Here is a 15,961-nt window from a genome sequence, read left to right as displayed (position 1 = left end):
CATTGTGTGAACCATCGTAACATCGATATTTCCGTATCGTAAAGCAGGTTTTAAATATCGATAATCGATACTTCTGTGGCGCTTTACTTATCGATAATCGATCGGTAGGGTTGCGCAAGGAGGCCTGGGGACCAAAGGGCACGCGTGTCGCCGAGGTTTCCGGACACGAAGGATTTCGGCTGGCGACGCAACTCGAGGAGCGTTTCATGGATGGGCAAGCGTCGAAGCCGCGCCTGGATGGGCGCGGAAGCCGGGCCGGCGATCAAGGCCTTGACGCCGTATCGAAAGACGACGAGGTCAACTCGCCGCTGTTCAACAATTCGCTGGCGAAGGGCCTGGATATGCTTGCCAAGTTCCGGAACCAGCGGAACGGGCTCAGCCTGGTCGAGTTGGCCGAACTCACCGGGATGACGAAAAGCTCGGCCCAGCGCTGCACCTTCACGCTGGAGTCGCTGGGTTACCTGACGAAAGACCCGAAGACGCGCAAGTACAAGCTGTCACCCAAGGTTCTGGAAATCGGCTTCAACTACATCGGCAACAACATGCTTGTCGATTTCGCCAACCCCTACCTGCACAATTTGAACAAGGAGACGGGGGAGACCGTCAATCTGGCGGAACCCTATGGAAGCAACGTCATCTATGTGTCCCGCTTCCAGAGCATGAGCCACATCGTCGCCTACATGTCCGTGGGCACGGTCATCCCGATGCACTGCTCCTCCTCCGGGCGGGCGATCATGTCGACCTATCCGCGCGAGCAGCAGGAACGGATTCTGGACGCCTCGCACCTCCACGCCTACACGGACAAGACGGTGACGGACACCGACACCATCCTCCGCGCCGTCGAAAGCTGCCGGACGACGGGCATCGCCTACACAATCGAAGAGTATTTCCCGGACGACCTGAGCCTTGCCTGCGCCATCATCGGCGCGAACGGTCAGGCCATCGGGGCCATCAACCTGTCCGTGCCGTCCAGCCGCTGGACCTTGGACGATGCCCTCGCGAGGTTCGGCCCGCAGATCAAGCAGGCCGCCTTCGCCGTCTCATCGCTGAAGACGCTGTAGCGGACAGGTCACGGCGAACCGTCGGGGGCCGAATGCGTCATCGGGTGGTGCACGCCGCAGAGGCGAACCTGGAGAAACCGGACAAGTCAGCACAGGGGGGTAGCCGGCCGTCACCATCCCCAATCGAGCTGGCTGTCGGCAGCAGACTGTGGTCCGTACGGCCGAATGCCGTAGCCGCTCTGATATGACGTGCTGGGGATGGGCTCCGCGGTGTCGGAGCCCGAGGGGTTGACGCAGCCCGCGACGAGGAGGCAGGCGGCAAGCATCAGGAGTATCGTGCGCATGGCTTGAAGATGGGCGCCGCCACCGCCGATGGGAAGTGCCGCCGAAGGGAGCGCCCCGCCGCACCATGCCGCACAGAGGTGAACGGAACGGCCAAAGCTGCATCAGGGTGCCGTCAGGTTGGCGGGAGCGGGACTCTCGTGGCGTGTTCGCGGACACGAGCACGCCCCGACCCCCTACGGCGGCTTCCGCTTCCCGGCCGAGATCATCAACGAGGCCGTATGGCTGTACCAATGCTTCAGTCTGAGCCTGCGGGAGGTCGAGCTGATCCTGGCGGCGCTCGGCATCAAGGTCTAAGACGAGGCGATCCGGGAGTGGGGCCTGAGCTTCGGACGGTAGTTCGCCAACAGGCTCAAGCGCCGCCACCTGATCTCCGCCTCCGAGCATCGCGCTGCCCGCGCTCGCGCGTTCACAATCTGGCGCGAGGCGACCGGCCTTGCCCGGACTGCCCGATCCAGTGAACAAGGGGGATGTTCAAACCCTCCGTGCATCAACCGACCGCGAAGTTGACAGCATCAGGCCGTTCGCAACCGCAGTCGGAGAGCGGCGTCCAAAATCGGGAAAGGTGAGCTGTTTGCCGTGTCCTCACAGCGCGCGGCTGATCACCATGCGTTGGATATCGCTGGTTCCTTCATAGATCTGGCAGACGCGCACATCGCGGTAAATGCGCTCCAAGGGGAAGTCGGCCAGATACCCATATCCGCCAAGGATCTGGATGCCCGCCGAACATACTTGTTCGGCGATTTCGGACGCGAACAGCTTCGCCATGGAAGCCTCCTTCAGGCATGGCAAACCGGCCTCCCGCAGCGCGGCCGCATTCAGTAGAAGGTGACGGGCGGCCTCAATCCTCGTGGCCATGTCGGCAAGCCGGAAGGCGACCGCCTGATGCTCCAGGATCGGCTTTCCGAACGCGACGCGGTCGCGGGCGTAGGAAAGGGCCGCCGCGAAAGCGGCTTGGGCCATGCCGACGGCCTGCGCGGCGATGCCGATGCGCCCGCCTTCCAGATTGGAGAGAGCGATCCGGTATCCTTCGCCCTCCTCCCCCAATCGAAACGCCGCGGGGATCCGCAGATCGTTGAAAGCGAGTTGGCAGGTATCGGACGCGTGCTGTCCCAACTTCTCCTCGATCCGGACGACCTCATAGCCGGGAGTGTCGGTGGGCACGATGAAGGCGGAGATGCCTTTCTTTCCCGCCGCCGAATCGCTCACCGCGAAGACGATCATCATCTGGCCGTTCCGGCCCGACGTTATGAATTGCTTGGCACCGTTGATCACATAATGGTCGCCGTCGCGGCGGGCGCGGGTCTTCAGGTTCGAGGCGTCCGATCCGGCCTGTGGTTCGGTCAACGCGAAGCCGCCGATCCATGCGCCGCTCGCCAGCTTCGGCAAGAAGCGCTCCTTCTGCTCGGTATTGCCGAATTTGACGATCGGCATGCAGGCGACCGAGCTATGGACGCTGAGGATGGTCGAACAGGCGCCGTCGGCGGCGGCGATTTCCTCCAGCACCATGGCGTAGCTGACGATGCCGGCATCGGCGCCGCCATAAGCCTCCGGCACCAGCATACCGAGAAAGCCGAGTTCGCCCATCTCGCGGAGCTGTTCGCGTGGAAAGGTCCGGCCGGCATCGCGCGCCGCAGCCCCCGGTGCCAGCCGATCGCGCGCAAAGCTGCGGGCGGCGTCGCGCAGTTGGCTCTGTGTTTCCGTCAGTAGCATAAGGCGCTTCCCTTCAATCCAGACGTTCGATGGCAACGGCGGTCGCTTCTCCGCCGCCGATGCACAGGGTGGCCATGCCACGGCGCAGCCGGTGCTTTTCCATCGCGGCGATCAAAGTCACCATGACCCGCGCGCCCGAGGCGCCGATCGGATGGCCGAGCGCGCAGGCGCCGCCATGCGGGTTGACCTTGTCGTGCGGCAGGTCGAGGTCCCGCATGGCCGCCATCGGCACCACGGCGAAGGCTTCGTTGATTTCGAACAGGTCGACGTCGCCCAACGCCCAGCCTGTGCGCTCGCTGAGCTTGCGCAAGGCACCGATCGGTGCCGTCGGGAACTGGGCCGGCGCCTGGGCGTGGGTCGCATGGCCGACGAGCGCGGCAAGCGGCCTCAACCCACGACGTTCCGCCTCCGACCGCCGCATCAGCACCAGGGCCGCCGCCCCGTCGGAGATCGAGCTGGAATTCGCGGCAGTGACCGTACCATCGGCCCGGAAGGCCGGCTTCAGCAGCGGGATCTTGTCGAGGTTGGCCTTCGCCGGCTGTTCGTCGCGGTCGAAGGTCCGCCCGCTTCGGCCGGCGACGACCGGCACGATCTCCGCCGCGAAGCTGCCGTCGGCCGTCGCGGTCCGCGCCCGCGTCAAGGACGCGAGGGCGTAGGAATCCTGGGCCTCGCGGGTGAAGCCATAGGCCTGCGCGCAGTCTTCCGCGAAGCTTCCCATCAGCCGCCCCTGGTCGTAGGCGTCCTCCAGGCCATCGTGGAACATGTGATCCAGAAGCCGGCCATGTCCCATCCGATAGCCGCCGCGGGCACGATCCAGCAGATAGGGCGCATTGGTCATGCTCTCCATGCCGCCGGCGACCACGATGCCGGCGCTGCCGGCAAGGATCAGGTCGTGCGCCAGCATGGCGGCCTTCATCCCCGACCCGCACATCTTGCTGATGGTGGTGGCCCCGGCCGCATACGGAACGCCGGCGCCGACCGCCGCCTGACGGGCGGGAGCCTGCCCCTGACCGGCAGGCAGGACACAGCCGAAGATGGTTTCCTCGACCGCCTCGGCCGGCAGGCCGGCGCGATCCAACGCCGCCCGGACCGCGGCGGCGCCCAGCGCCGTCGCGGCGACATCCTTGAAATCTCCCTGGAAGCCGCCCATCGGCGTGCGGGCGCCGCCGACGATGACGACGGGATCCTGAATGCTCATCTCTTTGTGCTCCGGGTCAGGCAGGGTTCAGCAGGGCGCCATGCGCAATGCGCCGTCGAGGCGGATCACTTCGCCGTTCAGCATGCGGTTCTCGCAGATGTGCCGGACGAGTTCCGCGTATTCCTCCGGATGGCCGAGACGGGCCGGGAACGGCACGCTCTGCCCGAGCGAATCCTGAACCGCCGGGGGAAGGCCCGCCATCATCGGCGTGGCGAAGAGGCCGGGTGCGATGGCGACCACCCGAATGCCGGTGCGGGCCAGTTCGCGGGCTGCCGGAAGCGTCAGGGCCGCGACGCCCCCCTTGGAGGCCGCATAGGCCGCCTGCCCGATCTGTCCGTCATAGGCGGCAATGGAGGCGGTGTTGACGATCACCCCCCGTTCCCCGTCTTCTCCCGGCTCCTCCGTCGCAATTGCGTCCGCCGCCAGCCGCAGCATGTTGAACGTGCCGATCAGGTTGACGCCGACCGCTCTTGCAAAGCTTTCCAGCCGGTGCGGACCAGTGCGGCCGAGCAGTTTTTCGCCGGGCGCGATCCCGGCGCAGTTGACCAGCCCATGCAGATGGCCGAAGCTGTCGCGCGCCGCCTGAACGGCGTTCATGCCATCGGCTTCGCGCGTGACGTCGGTCGCGACGAAACGCGCATTGCCGCCCAACTCGGCAGCCAGGGCGATGCCTCCAGCCTCGTTGATGTCCGCCAGGATCACGCGCGCGCCGTGCTTGACGAAATGGCGGGCGACCGCCGCGCCCAGGCCGGATCCTCCGCCGGTAATGATGAAGACACGCTGATCGATCCGCATTGTTCCTCCCGTGCCCTGCCGCCACAGCCCTGGTTTCCCCGCTCGGCCTATTGAGAAGGCGGCCGACCGAGGCGAGGGCTATTTTGCGGAAAGCGGATCGGGAGGCGATGACCCCAGGAACGAAAATCGGCCTTCGATTCTGCCATACCGGAGATTTCGCTTGGAACGAAAGATGATCTCGACCGGCTTCGTGGAGGAGGCGCTGGACGTGGTGCGCCGCCACGGCTTGGCGACGGAACCGTTGCTGGCCTCCGCCGGCTTGCCTCCGGTCGTCACCGATGCGGTGTCAGCCGAGCGGTACGGGGCCCTATGGATTGCCATCGCCAATGCCTTGGAGGACGAGTTCCTCGGCCTCGGCCGCCGCCCCCTGCGGCCCGGCGGCTTCACCTTGCTGTGCCATTGCGTGCTGCATGCGACCACACTGGAACAGGCGCTGAGACGCGCGCTCCGCTTTCTGAGCGTGACGCTGGAGGAGCCGCGGGGCCTGCTGGAGCGTGTGGATGGAATGGCCGAGATCCGCCTGATGGAGGATGGGCCGGCGCACCCGGCCTTCACTTACCGCACCTACTGGATCATCCTGCACGGCCTCGCCTGCTGGCTGGTCGGCCGGCGGATCCCCGTGCAGCGGATCGACTTCCGCTGCACTGCACCGGACCGGGAGGCCGACTACCGCCTGTTCTTCGGTGCGCCGGTGCATTTCGCGCAACCGGTCAGCCGGCTCACCTTCGATGCAGCCTACCTCACCCTTCCGCTCCTGCGGACGGAACCGATGCTGAAGAGGTTCCTGAGGGCGGCGCCGGCCAACATCCTGGTCCGTTATCGCTATGATCACGGCCTGACGTCCAAGGTGAGGGAGCATCTGCGCCGCACGCCGCCTGCGCATTGGCCGGACTTGGCGGAGATGGCCCGCCGGTTGCGCATGCCTGCTGCCGCGCTCCGGCGGCGCCTTCAGGAGGAGACGCAGTCCTTCCGCGGCATCAAGGACGAGATCCGCCGTGCGCTTGCCCTTGATTGGCTGATGAACAGCGGACGGACGGTCGGGGAGATCTCCGCCGACCTCGGTTTCGCGGAACCAAGCGCGTTCCACCGCGCGTTCCGTAAATGGACCGACCAAAGTCCAGGCGCGTTCCGGGTTCACGCGGCTCCCGCCCCGAACGGCGAGACGAAGGACAGGAATTTGGACGGCGCATAGGACCGGGAGCGGCAAAAATCGATGCGCCGCCCGGCGGCAGGCCGGGCGGCGCATCGAGAAAGCGATATCGCGAAGAGGGGCCGGATACGGCCGTCATCGGTTCCAACCGGCGCGGCCGGACGGCGGGGACGATGATCAACCCAAATCCAGCTCCCCTCGGACCGCGTTCCGGTATTGCCCCGGGGTGGCCCCCATTATGCCCTTGAAAACACGTGTCATGTGGGCTTGGTCGGAGAAGCCGACCGCCGCCGCCACGTCGGCCAACGGGCTGCCGACACGGAGCAGGCGATGGGCAGTCCGGACCCGCGCCTGCACCTGATAGGCGTGCGGCGTCAGACCCAGCGACCTCCGGAAGGCGCGCAGCAGGCGGAAGGGCGGCAAACCGGCGACCGCCGCCAGATCGTCCAGCGTCGTCTTATCGGACAGATGCTCGTCAAGATAGGCGCGGGCGCGCCGGATCGCGATGGGTTCCCACCCCTGGTTGGGAAGCGTCAGGCACGGTTCGGCGTGCCGCGCCAGGAGATGGGCGATGACGGCGACGATCTGCGATTGCTGGTCGAGCGACGAACCGCCCGTCTCGGAGCAGAGGTGCAGCCGTAACAGTAGGCTGGCCAGTTCCGCGTCCTGAAAGGTCGGGCCGCGGAAGACGGTGTCGGTGCCCCCCACGCCGCGCCCGATGTCGTCGGCCGTGCGTCGGATGAAATCGGGATGGATATGGATCGTGCGGCAACGCCAGCCCTGGGGGTCGGCCGGCTGCCCCCGATGCAGTTCCTCCGAGTTGATCAGGACGAAGGACCCTCTCTCGGCGATTCCGGTACGGCCCCGTGTCTGTAGGTCGATCGCCCCCTCGATCACCAGACCAAGGCAGACATCCTCATGCGCGTGCCAGGGGTAGCTGTGCCGAACATAGACGCCCCGCAGCAACTCGGCGTCATAAAGGTCGGCCGCCCGCCAGACTTTCACGTGGTTCTCACCCATGCCCATTGCTATCCACCGTCAGGAAACGGATGTCCTGGCAAACGGTAACCAACGCCGCAACCGGACGTCTTGAAAAATCCTGCACCGGGCCGCAAGGCGAAACCGTCCGCTGGACGCCTTTCCAGGCCATGGTCCGTCAGGGTTTGGCCGACGTCAAAGGACAACCGCCTTCCCCGGCCGGACGGAAGGCGACATTTCCCGGGATCCGGTCGATCACCTCGTACTCGTCCCAGGCCCCGCGCGATTCCGACGGTGTCTTTACCCGCGCCAGGAACATGTCATGGACCATGGCCCCATCGGGACGAACCAGTCCGCCCGTGACGAAGATGTCCTCCACCGGGAGCGCCTGCATCTTTTCGGAGACGGCCGTGGCGTCGGTCGTGTTCGCGGCAGCCACCGCTTTCAGGTAATGCAGGACCCCGGAATAGACGCCGGCCTGGGTCATCGCCGGCATCGCCTTGCGCTTGGCGAAGAAGCGTTCGGCCCAGGCACGGGTCTCCGCGCTTTTCATCCAGTCGTTCGTCAGGACGAACTGCAGACCCTGGGCCACGTCAAGGCCAAGCGCGTGGACCTCCGTATTGAACAGCACCAGGGGCACCAGTTGCTGCTGGGTGCCCATCCCGAACTCGCGGGCCTGCTTGATTCCGTTCATCAGGTCCTGGCCGGCATTGGCGAAGGCAATGACATTGGCACCCGACCCGCTGGCCTGAAGCAGGTAGGACGCAAGATCAGACGATCCCAGCGGATGGCGCACCGCTCCGACCACCGTGCCTCCCGCCTGGGCGACGAAGGTCCGGGCGTCCTTCTCCAGCGCATAGCCGGCGGCATTGTCCACCACCAGCAGGAACCAACGCGTCCCGCCCCGGCGCACGATCCCCTCGGCCAGGCTCTTGACCATGGAATGGCTATCGTAGGTCCATTGGAAGCCGGTGCGCGAGCAGGCCGTCCCCGTCAGGTCGGAGGTGATGCCCGTCGAATAGATCGCCACCCGGTTCCGGTTTCGCGTGATCCCCTGGACAGCCAGCGCAGCGCTGGACAGGGGCACGTCGACGATCGCCGCGACGTCGTCGACGTCGATCCAGCGCGTGGCCAGGGTCGCGGCGATGTCGGGCTTGTTCTGGTGGTCCGCGCTGATCACCTTGATCGGACGGCCGAGCACCTTGTTTCCGAAATCCTCCACGGCCATCCGGGCAGCCTCCACCGAACCGCCGCCGGAAAAGGACGAATAGCCGCCGGTCATGTCGGTCAGCACGCCGATCCTGAGCGGAGTTTCGGCCAGAGCACCGGACGCAAGGAGGCAGAAAAGGACCGTCATCCATTTGACCATGGTTTCCTCCGTTCTCTGTTGTCGTTGGTTATTGAGGCGCAGACCGTCGTTGCGCCCGGCCCGGACGCCCACCCGGCAGCACGGTCTCTTCGGTCGGGAACGGCGCGGGAGAGGAAGGCCGCGCTATGGCGTCGCGCGTTCAATGTGAAACGCACGACGCTATAGCTTCATGTTTGGCGATGGGATTCACGCTCCAAATCGATCCCGATTTTACGCGATCCGATCTATGCCGGACGGGGCAGGATCTTGCCCGGATTGAAGAGCCCGTCCGGATCGATCGCCGCCTTCAACACCTGCATCAGGTCGATGGCCGGTTGCCCGTGTTCCCGCACGAGATGCTTGGCCTTGCCAATGCCGACCCCATGTTCGCCGGTACAGGTTCCGCCCAAAGCCAGCGCCCGCCCGATCACCTGCTCATTGATCCGCTCGGCCTCCTCCCTTTCCTCGGGGTTCGCGCCGTCGATCAACAGGACCATGTGGAAATTTCCGTCGCCGACATGACCGAACAGCGGCATCGGCAGGGAGGAAGCCTGCACATCCTTGATCGTGTCTTCGATGCAGACGGCGAGCGCGGAGATCGGCACGCAGACATCCGTCACGAACGGCGTCGCGCCCGGCTTCAACTGAAGACAGGCGAAGAAGGCATCGTGCCGCGCCTGCCACAAGCGGGACCTGTCTTCCGGCCGGGTCGCCCATGCGAAGTCCTGGCCGCCCTGTTCGCGGGCGATCTCCCCGGCCAGGACGGATTGCTCCTCCACCGCGGCCGTGCTGCCGTGAAACTCGAAAAACAGGGTGGGCTGTTCGCTCAGCGTCGTCTTGCTGTATCGGTTGACCGCTTTCAACGTCAAGGCGTCCAGAAGCTCGCAGCGGGCGACGGGTATGCCGAGCTGCATCACCTGAATGACGGTCTGCACCGCCGCCGCGACGGTGGGAAACGCGCAGACCGCGGCGGCAACCGCCTCCGGCACCGGAAACAGCCGCAGCGTCAACTCCGTAATGATACCGAAGGTCCCTTCGGACCCGATGAACAGATGGGTCAGGTCGTATCCCGCCGCCGACTTCCGGGCACGGTTGCCGGTCTTGACGACCCGGCCGTCGGCACACACCACCGACATGGAGCGCACATTCTCCCGCATCGTCCCATAGCGCACGGCATTGGTGCCCGACGCCGCCGTGGCCGCCATGCCGCCCAGCGTGGCGTCCGCTCCCGGATCGACGGAAAAGAACAGGCCGCTGCCCTTCAGTTCCCGGTTCAACTGCAGCCGGGTGACACCGGCCTGGACCGTCACGTCCTGATCCTCCGGATGGATGGCCAGCACCCGGTTCATGCCGGACAGATCCACGCACAGGCCGCCGCGGACGGCAAGAACATGGCCCTCCGCCGAGCTACCGGCTCCATAGGGAATGACCGGCACGCGATGCTCCCGGCACAGCGTCACGACCGCCGCCACCTCCTCGGTGGTTTCGACGAACACGACGGCGTCGGGCGGCGCCGGGGGGAACTTCGATTCGTCACGCCCGTGCTGAAGCCGGACCGACTCCCCTCGGGAAAGCCGGGGTCCGAACCGATCGGACAAAGCCGTCACGAGCACCGTCGGCAAAGGCAGCGATGCATCCGGCGCAGTCCCGAATGTCGTCATGATTGTCCTCCCTTTTTTGGCTTTTCTCTTTGCCGCCGGTATCCCGCACCGGTCGGCTCATTCCGCAGCGTGCCGTTGACCGTCTCCACCCAGCGCGTCGAGCAACTCTTGGCGTCGCGGTTCCACGCGCCGCCAATGCTCCGCCTTGACCGGACCGAAGCCGCGGACTTCCAGGGGCCATGCCAGCAGAGCGCAGGCGGCCGGCAGAGTGGCGGTCGGCGTTGACAGGACCGCGCTCACGTCCGCTTCGAACAGGGCGATCAGCCGGCGCTCCTGAACCCGATCCTCCTGATAGCCGAAAGGATCGAACCGGGTTCCGCGCAGCCGCCGGCCATGGCGCAGCAGGCGGAGCAGCGGCAGGATCCAGCGCCCCTCGAAGGCCCGCTTGCGCCGTCGCCCCGTTGCGGGATCGACCGGCGCGATCAACGGCGGCGCCATGTGGATCTGGATTTTCGGCTCACCGTCGAAGGCGGCGGCGAGCCGCTCGCGAAACGCCGGATCGCTGTAGAGCCGCGCCACCTCATATTCGTCCTTATAGGCAAGCAGCCGGTAATAGGCGTCGGCGACGGTCGCGGTCAGCGCTCCCGCCACCCCTGCCAGCCGCACCTCGTGATCGCTGACACGCTGGAGCAGGCGGGTATAACGGGCGGCATAGGCACGGTCCTGATAAGCCTCCAGCTCCTTCGCGTAGAAGGCGATCCGCTCATCCGGCAATGAGGGAGGCGTAGCGGCCGCTCTGGCCGACCGGTCGTCCGGACCTCCGTTCAAGATCGCCTCCGCCGCCTCCGGTCGAGCCGCGACGATACGCCCGCAGCGGAAGGCGGCCTTGCTCATGGCGACCGCGGTGCCGTTGAGTTCGATTGCCCGCAGGATCGCCTGCTCTGCCAGAGGCAGAAAACCCTGTTGGTACGCCACGCCAACCAGCAGCAGGTTGGCGGCGATCGTGTCGCCGAACAGCCGGACCGCGAGGTCGCCCGCATTCAGGAACGATCCTTGTCCCGGATGGGTGACCGACTCCACCACGCGACGATGCCGCGCAGGATCGATGACGAGGTTCGGCGTGGAGACGAAATCGGCTGTGGGAGTGACGTTGAGATTCCCGATCACCGCCGTGCGGTCCGGGGTGCAACGCGATCGCGTCTCCGGCGTGGTCGCGGCAACGAGATCGCAGGCGATCAACAGGTCGAGCGCCCCGGCCGGAACGCGGGGCACATCCAGGACATGGTCTGCCGTCGCGATCTGGACATGCGAGACGACCGCGCCGTTCTTCTGGGCCACGCCGGTGAAGTCCAAAGTCCGGGCACTCAGCCCTTCGAGATGGGCGGCCATGGCGAGGATGGCGCCGACGGTCACCACGCCGGTGCCGCCCATCCCGGCGACGAGGAGGCTGAAAGGCCGGTCCGCCTCATGTTCCTTGACGTGCTGCGGGTCTGGGATCGTGGCGTAGCGTTCCTCGAAAAGATCGAACGCGGCACGCGCCGGGCGACGCGGCGCTGCACCCCGCACCGACAGCAGGGACGGGCAGAATCCCTTCAGGCAGGAGGTGTCCTTGTTGCAGGCCGACTGGTTGATCTGCCGCTTCCGCCCGAAAGCGGTTTCCTTCGGCTCGACGGCGATGCAGGTCGATTGGACGGAGCAATCGCCGCAGCCTTCGCACACCCGGTCGTTGATAAATACCCGCAGGTCCGGATCGGGCGCTTCGCCCTTCTTCCGGCGCCGACGTTTTTCCGCAGCACAGGTCTGGTCGTACAGGAGGACGGACACGCCGTCATAGTCCCGCAACTCCTGCTGTACGGCATCCAACTCATCCCGGTGGTGGAAGGTCGTGCCGGTAGGAAAGCGCGCGGTCGGCACGGGAGGCTCGCCGGTCTCGCCGACGAAGGCGATGCGGGCCACGCCCTCGGCCGCGACCTGTCGGGCGATTCCGTCGACGGTGGGAGCACCCTCTGTCGGTTGGCCGCCGGTCATGGCGACGGCGTTGTTGTACAGGATCTTGTAGGTGATGCGGGCCTTGGCCGCCACCGCCTGCCGGATCGCGAGAATGCCCGAATGCTGGTAAGTCCCGTCGCCGAGATTGGCGAACAGGTGCGGCAGGGTCGTGAAGCTCGACAACCCGACCCAGGGTGCCCCTTCGCCTCCCATATGGCTTGCCGTCCTGGTCTGCCGCTCGTCGCCCACCGCCATGATGTGGCAGCCGATCCCCCCGGCGGCCACGCTTCCGGTGGGCACGCGCGTGGAGGTGTTGTGTGGACAGCCGGAGCAGAAATATGGCTTGCGGACCAGAAGCGGCGGCCCGGCGGCGGGCCGGCCATCGTCGGCCGACAGCGGCGGAGCCGCGACGTCGATCCCGTGATCCCGCAGAACCCGGCCGAGCGCCCCCGCCACCAGTTCCGGCGAGAACTCCATCACCGCCGGCAACAGCGGTGTGCCGTTCCGCCAAGTCTTTCCCGCGATTTCCGGCCGCACGTCCGCCGCCATGTCGTACAGGATCTGGCGGATCTGCGCCTCCACGAACGAGCGCTTTTCCTCCAGCACGATCAGCGTCCGCTTGCCGCGGGCAAATCGGCGGATGCCTTCCGGTTCGACCGGCCAAGACAGTCCAACCTTGTACAGGGCGATCCCGGCCGCCACCGCGCGCTCTTCGGACCAGACGAGCAGGCGCAGCGCCCTGAGCAGGTCGTGATGAGCCTTGCCGACCGTGACGATGCCGATCCGCGCGTCCGGTGTGCCGAACAGCATCCGGTCGAACGGGTTCGCCCGTGTGAAGGCTCCGACGGCGGGAAGCCGTTCCTCCACCAGACGGCGTTCCAGCTCCGTCCGCTGCGCCGGCAGGCGCAATGCCGGGTCATGGTTCAGGCCGTGTGGCGGAACCACGAAATCCGCGGGCGTGGAGAAGCGGGGCAGAGGCGGCAGGACCAAGGTCTGGCCGCTCTCCACCGTCTCGGTGATCGCCTTGAAGCCGACCCAGAGGCCGGTGAAGCGGGACAGGGCGAAGCCGGCAAGCCCGAAGGTCAGATACTCGCCGAGATCGGCCGGATGGACGATCGGCATCATCGCCGCTTCGAACACATGATCGGTCTGGTGGGGAAAGGTCGAGGATTGCGCGGCATGATCGTCGCCGGCCACGGCCAGCACGCCGCCCTGTGCTGAAGTTCCGAGGATATTGGCGTTGCGAAAGACGTCCCCTGTACGGTCGACGCCGGGGCCCTTTCCGTACCACAGGGAAAACACGCCATCGACGCGCTTGCCGGGATAGGCGTCGATCTGTTGCGTGCCCCAGACCATGCTCGCCGCCAGATCCTCGTTGAGCCCCGGCTCGAAGCGGATATCGTGCCGGTCGAGCAGCGCCTTCTGCCGCCACAGCTCCTGGTCGACTCCACCCAGCGGGGAGCCGCGATAGCCGGACACGAAACCCGCCGTCTTGCGTCCGCTCTCCCGGTCGCTGCGCGATTGGTCGATCATGATCCGCAGCAGGGCCTGGGTGCCGGTCAGAAAGACACGGCCAGTGTCGCGGGTGTAGCGATGAGCCAATTCATAGGTTTCGTCGATGATCGCATCCGTCTGGGTCGGACGTTCCTGGGCGTTTCCATGCATTATGTTATTTTCCACTCATCCAGCTTCGGCGCGGAATTGGGGCCAGCCTTCCCCGACACCGGACGGGGATGCCGGTCGCTTTTTCGGACTTCGGCCAGGGCCGGCTTTCCTGGGAGGCTATGGTGGGAATGCCTACCGGGTCGTCGCTGCGGCGTCAGCCAGGCGCTTCCGCGCAAGCCGATCGGCGATCACGCTGGTAGGGAGTCCTTCCGCCTTCGAAAGCCGGAAGATGTCTTCCAACGTGCCGGCGATCCGGCCGACGTGATCAAGCATCCGGCCCATGTCGAAGGAGGGACCGGCATGTGCGGTGCTGATCACGCCGCCGGCGTTGATGACATAGTCCGGGGCGTAAAGTATCCCCCGTTCATGGAGGCGACGACCGTCCTCGGCCGTGGCAAGCTGGTTGTTGGCGCCGCCCGCGACAACGGAGGCTTTGAGGGTGGGAATCGTGGCGGCGTCCAGGGTGGCGCCGAGGGCACAAGGGGCATAGACATCGACATCGGCGGCACAGCAGGAAGCGATGTCGACGGCTTCGGCGGCGAACCGCTCCCGCGCCTCTTCCACCCTGTTCGGATTGGTGTCCGTCACGGACAGCCGGGCTCCCGCTGCGAACAGCCGTTCGGCCAGCCTCATGCCGACCGCTCCCAGACCCTGCACTAGGACGTGAATCCCCTCGACCGATCCCCGATCCAACCGGTGCCTCACCGCCGCGACGATGCCGTCGTAGACGCCGGAAGCCGTGAATGGCGACGGATCGCCGGCGCCGCCGTCCGGAACGCCGCGGATATGAGCCGTCACCGAACTCATCGCCTGAACGTCGGCCATGCCGATCCCGACATCCTCGCCGGTGACGAAACGTCCCTGGAGGCGCTCGATCTCGACCGCATAGGCCTGCAACAAGGCCGCGGACTTGTCCTTCGCCGGATCGCCGATGATGACGGCTTTGCCGCCACCAAAGGGAAGCCCAGCCATCACATTCTTGAAGGTCATTCCCCTGGAGAGGCGCAGTACGTCGGTCAGTGCCTCCTCATCGCTCGCATAAGGAACCATGCGGGTTCCGCCCATTGCCGGTCCGCGCAGGGTGCTGTGCAATGCAATGATTGCGCAGAGTCCGGATGCTTCGTCGCGACAGAAGTACACAGCCTCATGATTGTCGAACTGGCAGTGCTCGAACACGGACATTGAAGGAAGCCCCTGGATTACATAGGTTATTGCATGATTGCGACTATAGGAACCTCCGGAAAGGCAAGTATTGAAGAATCCTGCAGGGTGCAGCAGACCTAAATCCATCTAAAAATCATGGTCTTTCGTGGCTTCAATCGCAGAAATGCAATTTGTATTCCTTCTTGTGGATGTGCTTTTGCGAACTGATTACTCCCGCAAGGGCGGCCTGCCCAAGCTCTGGCTTTGGAGGGCGTCCGCCCCGGCCCTGCTGCCCAGTTCGCCGCCCCTATCAGGCGAGAGGCCCCCACTCTTCCCCTCGGGCTTCAACAGCGGATGGCATATCCTCTCATGGCGAGATCATACCGCCGCCATCGACTGTGACGGCCGTTCCAGTGACAAAGGAGTTGGTGGCGACGAACAGGATGGCCTGCGCAACGTCTCCCGGCTGGCCGATACGACGCGCTGATAGGCGGGTAGAAACCATCTCGAACATCGCCCACCGATCCACTTCTGTCATGCCGACGTGGAGGGGCGTGTCGATTGGGCCGGACCGATACAGCGTTGACCTGCACCGGCGCACGTTCAAGGGCAAGGCCGCGCGCCAGCACCGCCGCAATGCGCTCACGAAGATCCAGGGATAACGGACGTGCCATGATGGTTGACCTCCTACTCAGCCAACCCGTTGACTCACATACCCCTTGCCTCGGGAATCCTCATCCCCGTTCCAGACAAAAACAGACAGGCTCTAGCACTACTTTGGCAGTTCCGGCGTGATGGCACGAGATGAAGGCTGTTGTGCAGCCCAAGGGGTGAGCTGCGCTGGAGGCAATCATGCTGGAGGTTCGGACATGGGAAGCCGAGTTGGATGCTTGGCTGGAGCCGTTTCTGGACGCTCTCGGTCACAAGGCTCGACGCCGCTGGGCTCCGGTGTACATCCGCGGTCTGTGCGGCCGCACGGAACGCAAGAGCGTTCAGCCGATCGCCGCTGAGTTGACGCCCGGCGACTACGACCAGCTA

13 protein-coding genes are annotated in these 15,961 nt (G+C 65.6%); 4 read left to right on the top strand and 9 right to left on the bottom strand.

The window, feature by feature from the left end; all coding sequences use genetic code 11:
* Positions 1–110: 110 nt before the first annotated feature.
* On the top strand, positions 111–1,061 hold the full coding sequence (locus tag J2850_RS07425; RefSeq protein WP_209980260.1) for an IclR family transcriptional regulator: 951 nt from the start codon (positions 111–113) through the stop codon (positions 1,059–1,061).
* Between the two features lie 402 nt (positions 1,062–1,463).
* Positions 1,464–1,640: a hypothetical protein gene (locus J2850_RS07420; protein WP_209980259.1), complete on the top strand. Its 177-nt coding sequence runs from the start codon at positions 1,464–1,466 to the stop codon at positions 1,638–1,640.
* 288 nt (positions 1,641–1,928) lie between these two features.
* Here the strand turns inward: J2850_RS07420 and J2850_RS07415 are convergent, their stop codons facing one another.
* The 3 genes from J2850_RS07415 to J2850_RS07405 are packed head-to-tail and all read right to left on the bottom strand — an operon-like array spanning position 1,929 to position 5,049.
* Complete coding sequence (locus J2850_RS07415) at positions 1,929–3,056, bottom strand: acyl-CoA dehydrogenase family protein (RefSeq protein WP_209980258.1); 1,128 nt, start codon at positions 3,054–3,056, stop codon at positions 1,929–1,931.
* A gap of 13 nt (positions 3,057–3,069) precedes the next feature.
* Positions 3,070–4,254 carry an acetyl-CoA C-acyltransferase gene (locus J2850_RS07410; protein WP_209980257.1) on the bottom strand — a complete coding sequence of 395 codons (1,185 nt, stop codon included), beginning with the start codon at positions 4,252–4,254 and terminating at the stop codon, positions 3,070–3,072.
* A 27-nt stretch (positions 4,255–4,281) separates the two neighbouring features.
* Positions 4,282–5,049, bottom strand: coding sequence for a 3-hydroxyacyl-CoA dehydrogenase (locus tag J2850_RS07405; RefSeq protein WP_209980256.1), 768 nt, complete (start codon positions 5,047–5,049; stop codon positions 4,282–4,284).
* Positions 5,050–5,209: 160 nt separating this feature from the next.
* Here J2850_RS07405 and J2850_RS07400 point away from each other — a divergent pair, with 160 nt between their 5' ends.
* Entirely contained in the window at positions 5,210–6,241 is a 1,032-nt protein-coding gene (locus J2850_RS07400) for an AraC family transcriptional regulator (protein WP_209980255.1), read from the top strand.
* Between the two features lie 135 nt (positions 6,242–6,376).
* Here J2850_RS07400 and J2850_RS07395 read toward each other — a convergent pair whose 3' ends face one another.
* The 6 genes from J2850_RS07395 to J2850_RS31695 form a co-directional block, all read right to left on the bottom strand.
* Complete coding sequence (locus J2850_RS07395; RefSeq protein WP_209980254.1) at positions 6,377–7,225, bottom strand: AraC family transcriptional regulator; 849 nt, start codon at positions 7,223–7,225, stop codon at positions 6,377–6,379.
* A 130-nt stretch (positions 7,226–7,355) separates the two neighbouring features.
* Positions 7,356–8,546 carry an ABC transporter substrate-binding protein gene (locus J2850_RS07390; RefSeq protein WP_209980253.1) on the bottom strand — a complete coding sequence of 397 codons (1,191 nt, stop codon included), beginning with the start codon at positions 8,544–8,546 and terminating at the stop codon, positions 7,356–7,358.
* 224 nt (positions 8,547–8,770) lie between these two features.
* Positions 8,771–10,186, bottom strand: coding sequence for an FAD-binding oxidoreductase (locus tag J2850_RS07385; protein WP_209980252.1), 1,416 nt, complete (start codon positions 10,184–10,186; stop codon positions 8,771–8,773).
* Positions 10,187–10,243: 57 nt separating this feature from the next.
* Positions 10,244–13,780, bottom strand: coding sequence for an indolepyruvate ferredoxin oxidoreductase family protein (locus J2850_RS07380; RefSeq protein WP_209980251.1), 3,537 nt, complete (start codon positions 13,778–13,780; stop codon positions 10,244–10,246).
* A gap of 132 nt (positions 13,781–13,912) precedes the next feature.
* Complete coding sequence (locus tag J2850_RS07375; RefSeq protein WP_209980250.1) at positions 13,913–14,962, bottom strand: Leu/Phe/Val dehydrogenase; 1,050 nt, start codon at positions 14,960–14,962, stop codon at positions 13,913–13,915.
* A gap of 328 nt (positions 14,963–15,290) precedes the next feature.
* The gene (locus tag J2850_RS31695) at positions 15,291–15,524 is read right to left on the bottom strand and encodes an SDR family oxidoreductase (protein ID WP_343206877.1); all 234 of its coding nucleotides are present in this window, start codon (positions 15,522–15,524) and stop codon (positions 15,291–15,293) included.
* Between the two features lie 251 nt (positions 15,525–15,775).
* Here J2850_RS31695 and J2850_RS07365 point away from each other — a divergent pair.
* The coding region (locus tag J2850_RS07365; RefSeq protein ID WP_209980248.1) for a transposase at positions 15,776–15,961 on the top strand (186 nt) is incomplete at its 3' end.

Source organism: Azospirillum picis, from assembly GCF_017876115.1.
Taxonomy (GTDB): domain Bacteria; phylum Pseudomonadota; class Alphaproteobacteria; order Azospirillales; family Azospirillaceae; genus Azospirillum; species Azospirillum picis.
The sequence above is the reverse complement of the archived record's forward strand: the minus strand, read 5'-3'. Positions and strand labels throughout refer to the sequence as shown.

Excerpts from the sequence above, each read along its gene's own strand:
- J2850_RS07410 (WP_209980257.1), bottom strand. The coding sequence starts at position 4,254 with ATGAGCATTCAGGATCCCGTCGTCATCGTCGGCGGCGCCCGCACGCCG.
- J2850_RS07385 (WP_209980252.1), bottom strand. The coding sequence starts at position 10,186 with ATGACGACATTCGGGACTGCGCCGGATGCATCGCTGCCTTTGCCGACG.
- J2850_RS07380 (WP_209980251.1), bottom strand. The coding sequence starts at position 13,780 with ATGCATGGAAACGCCCAGGAACGTCCGACCCAGACGGATGCGATCATC.
- J2850_RS07395 (WP_209980254.1), bottom strand. The coding sequence starts at position 7,225 with ATGGGCATGGGTGAGAACCACGTGAAAGTCTGGCGGGCGGCCGACCTT.
- J2850_RS07405 (WP_209980256.1), bottom strand. The coding sequence starts at position 5,049 with ATGCGGATCGATCAGCGTGTCTTCATCATTACCGGCGGAGGATCCGGC.
- J2850_RS07390 (WP_209980253.1), bottom strand. The coding sequence starts at position 8,546 with ATGGTCAAATGGATGACGGTCCTTTTCTGCCTCCTTGCGTCCGGTGCT.
- J2850_RS07375 (WP_209980250.1), bottom strand. The coding sequence starts at position 14,962 with ATGTCCGTGTTCGAGCACTGCCAGTTCGACAATCATGAGGCTGTGTAC.
- J2850_RS07415 (WP_209980258.1), bottom strand. The coding sequence starts at position 3,056 with ATGCTACTGACGGAAACACAGAGCCAACTGCGCGACGCCGCCCGCAGC.